Genomic DNA, 3,610 nt, shown 5'->3' with positions numbered 1-3,610 from the left:
GCGATTTTTTTAGTATGGTCTTTTATTTGTTGCATCACAAATTCACCTAAATTAAAAGGAGGTAAAGTTGCATTACTATCTCCAGAATGCACACCACATGGTTCTATATGCTCCATAATTCCAATGATATACACATTTCCATCAGCATCACAAATGGCATCAGCTTCTGCTTCAATAGCTCCATCTAAATAATGGTCTAATAAAAGTTTATTTCCTGGAATTGATTTTAACAAATCAATTACGTGTTCTTCTAACTCTTGTTTGTTGATTACAATTTTCATGCCTTGACCACCTAATACATAAGAAGGACGCACCAATAATGGAAAGTCAAGTGTATCAGCTAGTAGCGTTGCTTCTTCAGCGCTTTCTGCAATTCCAAATTGTGGAAATGGTATTTTTAATTTCGTTAATAAATCCGAGAACCTCCCTCTATCTTCTGCCAAATCTAATGCATCAAATGAAGTTCCTAAAATTTTAATTCCGTAATTCGATAATTTTTCAGCTAATTTTAAAGCCGTTTGTCCACCTAATTGCACAATCACACCTTCAGGTTTTTCATGCTGAATAATATCGTATATATGTTCCCAAAAAACCGGTTCAAAATATAATTTATCAGCCGTATCAAAATCTGTAGAAACCGTTTCAGGATTACAGTTAATCATTATCGTTTCGTAACCACATTCTTTAGCAGCCAAAACACCGTGTACACAAGAATAATCAAACTCAATTCCTTGTCCGATTCTATTTGGACCAGAACCTAAAACTACTACTTTTTTCTTCTCCGTTACACTACTTTCGTTGTGCACGTACCTTGTACCATCCGCTCTTTCAATTTCAGCTTCAAAAGTAGAATAATAATAAGGGGTTTGCGCTTTAAATTCTGCGGCACAAGTATCCACTAATTTATAGACGCGTTGAATATTCATTTCACCGCGCAATTTACGGACTTGACTTTCCAAACATTTCATCATATGAGCAATTTGTCTGTCGCCATATCCTTTTTGTTTGGCTTCTAGTAACAATTCTTTAGGTAAAGAATCTACTTTATATTTTGAAATTTCTTTTTCTAAATGAAATAATTCTTCATATTGCTTCAAAAACCACATATCTATTTTAGTGATTTCATGAATTCTACTTAATGGAATTCCAATCGCAATAGCGTCATATATCACAAAAACTCTATCCCAACTTGCATATGTTAGTTTTTCAATTATTTGTTCGTAATTGGTATAACCTTTTCCATCTGCTCCTAAACCATTTCGTTTAATCTCCAACGATTGTGTAGCTTTATGAAGTGCTTCTTGAAAAGATCGTCCAATACCCATTACTTCACCAACCGATTTCATTTGTAAACCTAACGTTCTATCTGCGCCTTCAAATTTATCAAAGTTCCAACGAGGGATTTTTACAATCACATAATCCAAAGTAGGCTCGAATAAAGCTGAAGTTGATTTGGTGATTTGATTTTGTAATTCATCTAAATTATATCCTAAAGCTAGTTTGGATGCGATTTTTGCAATTGGATAACCAGTAGCTTTTGATGCAAGTGCAGAAGAACGTGACACGCGAGGATTAATTTCAATCGCCACTATATCTTCTTTTTCATCTGGTGAAACGGCAAATTGCACATTACATCCACCTGCAAAATTACCAATCGAACGCATCATTAAAATAGCCATATCACGCATACGTTGAAAAGTAGTATCTGAAAGCGTCATCGCTGGCGCAACAGTTATAGAATCACCAGTATGTATTCCCATTGGATCCATGTTTTCAATCGTACAAATAATAACCACATTATCATTAGAATCGCGTAAAAGCTCTAATTCATATTCTTTCCAGCCCATCAAAGCTTTATCAATTAAAACTTCATGAATTGGAGAGGCTTCTAAACCGTAAGTTAAAGCCGCATCAAAATCTTCTTTTTTATATACAATGGCTGCTCCAGTTCCACCTAAAGTAAAGGAAGGACGGATAACTAAAGGAAAACCAAATTCTTGCTCTATCTCTTTTCCTTTTAAGAAAGAGTTCGCCGTTTTAGCGGGTGCTTGAGGAATTCCAATTTTATTTAATAAATTTTTAAATTGCTCTCTATCTTCAGTAATATTAATAGCATTTATATCTACGCCAATTAATCTTACATCAAAATCTTTCCAAATTCCTTTTTCATCGGCTTCAATACACAAATTCAATGCAGTTTGGCCGCCCATTGTTGGTAAAACGGCATCAATTTGAGGGTGTGCTTTTAAAATTTCTATTATAGATTTAGTAGTCAATGGTTTTAAATAAACGTAATCAGCCATTGAAGGGTCTGTCATAATAGTTGCAGGATTTGAATTGATTAAAATAACTTCAATTCCTTCCTCTTTTAAAGAGCGTGCTGATTGGGAACCTGCGTAATCAAATTCGCAGGCTTGTCCAATTATTATCGGTCCCGAACCAATAATTAAAACCGATTTTATTGAATTGTCTTTTGGCATATTGTTTTGTTATTGTAGATTGTAATATAATGCAAATATAAAAAAAAGGTGCTACTATAAAAATAGTAACACCCTGATATTTTGATTAACTAATACCATTATTTTTTATGTCTTGGTTCACAAGATACAGTTAATTTATGTCTTCCTTTAGCTCTTCTACGAGCAAGCACTTTTCTTCCGTTAGGAGATGACATTCTGTCCATGAAACCGTGCTTATTTCTTCTTTTTCTCTTTGATGGTTGAAATGTTCTCTTACTCATTGGTAGTATTTTTAAATTCTATGTAATTCTTTAATAATATGGCTTTCTTTAAACCGAGTGCAAATATACAAAGACTTTTTTCAAATACAAATACTTTTTTAAAATTATTTTTAATAGATTTTATTACCTTTGCAAACTAAACTAGATATCATGTTCAATAAAAACATAAAACTAATTACAGCTGCAGGATTAATTTCATTTGCAATTTACTTATTTATAAAAGGTGGTAATATCGGAAACGGAATATTCCTTTTGCTTCTATCGTCACTTTTTATCTTATTATATTTTAAAAACGAATTAATTATTTTGTCTTTTTTACAATTAAGAAAACAAAATTTTGATGCTGCTAAAAAATATTTAGATAAAATTAGTAATCCAGAAACAGCCCTAGTAAAAAAGCAACAAGGATATTACAACTACTTAAATGGATTAATGGTTTCACAAACTAACCTTAATCATGCTGAAAAATACTTTAGAAAAGCAATTGAACTAGGTTTAAGCATGGATCAAGATTTAGCCTTAGCCAAACTTCAATTAGCAGGTATCGCAGCTTCAAAAAGAAGAAAAATTGAAGCAGAGAAATGGCTAAGTGAAGCAAAAAAATTAGACAAGCACAATATGCTTAAAGATCAAATCGTAATGATGAAACAACAGTTAAAAAGAATTTAATTAAAAAGTCCTATTGTGGACTTTTTTTTAACATTTTTTAGTACGGTTTAAATCTTAATTATCAATATACTTCTAAACACTTTTTATTTTGTGCGTTTCCTTCCAGGTCGTGTGTTTCGTTATATCTTTTTTGGTGTTATTTTTAAAAAAAAGGATGCCACTACACCCACTAACGCTCAGGTTTTCATAAGATATATTTGG

General features: G+C 32.2%; 3 protein-coding genes. 1 reads left to right on the top strand and 2 read right to left on the bottom strand.

Annotated elements, in window-relative coordinates; genetic code table 11:
- Both carB and rpmH read right to left on the bottom strand, forming a co-directional pair.
- The coding region (gene carB / locus ACIQ2I_RS08505; RefSeq protein ID WP_396181989.1) for a carbamoyl-phosphate synthase large subunit at positions 1-2,480 on the bottom strand (2,480 nt) is incomplete at its 3' end.
- A 98-nt stretch (positions 2,481-2,578) separates the two neighbouring features.
- On the bottom strand, positions 2,579-2,740 hold the full coding sequence (gene rpmH / locus ACIQ2I_RS08500) for a 50S ribosomal protein L34 (protein ID WP_091315350.1): 162 nt from the start codon (positions 2,738-2,740) through the stop codon (positions 2,579-2,581).
- A gap of 150 nt (positions 2,741-2,890) precedes the next feature.
- Here rpmH and ACIQ2I_RS08495 point away from each other — a divergent pair, with 150 nt between their 5' ends.
- Complete coding sequence (locus ACIQ2I_RS08495) at positions 2,891-3,409, top strand: DUF2892 domain-containing protein (RefSeq protein ID WP_396181988.1); 519 nt, start codon at positions 2,891-2,893, stop codon at positions 3,407-3,409.
- Positions 3,410-3,610 lie beyond the last annotated feature (201 nt).

This window comes from Flavobacterium sp., assembly GCF_044368995.1.
Classification (GTDB): Bacteria; Bacteroidota; Bacteroidia; order Flavobacteriales; family Flavobacteriaceae; genus Flavobacterium.
The sequence above is the reverse complement of the archived record's forward strand: the minus strand, read 5'-3'. Positions and strand labels throughout refer to the sequence as shown.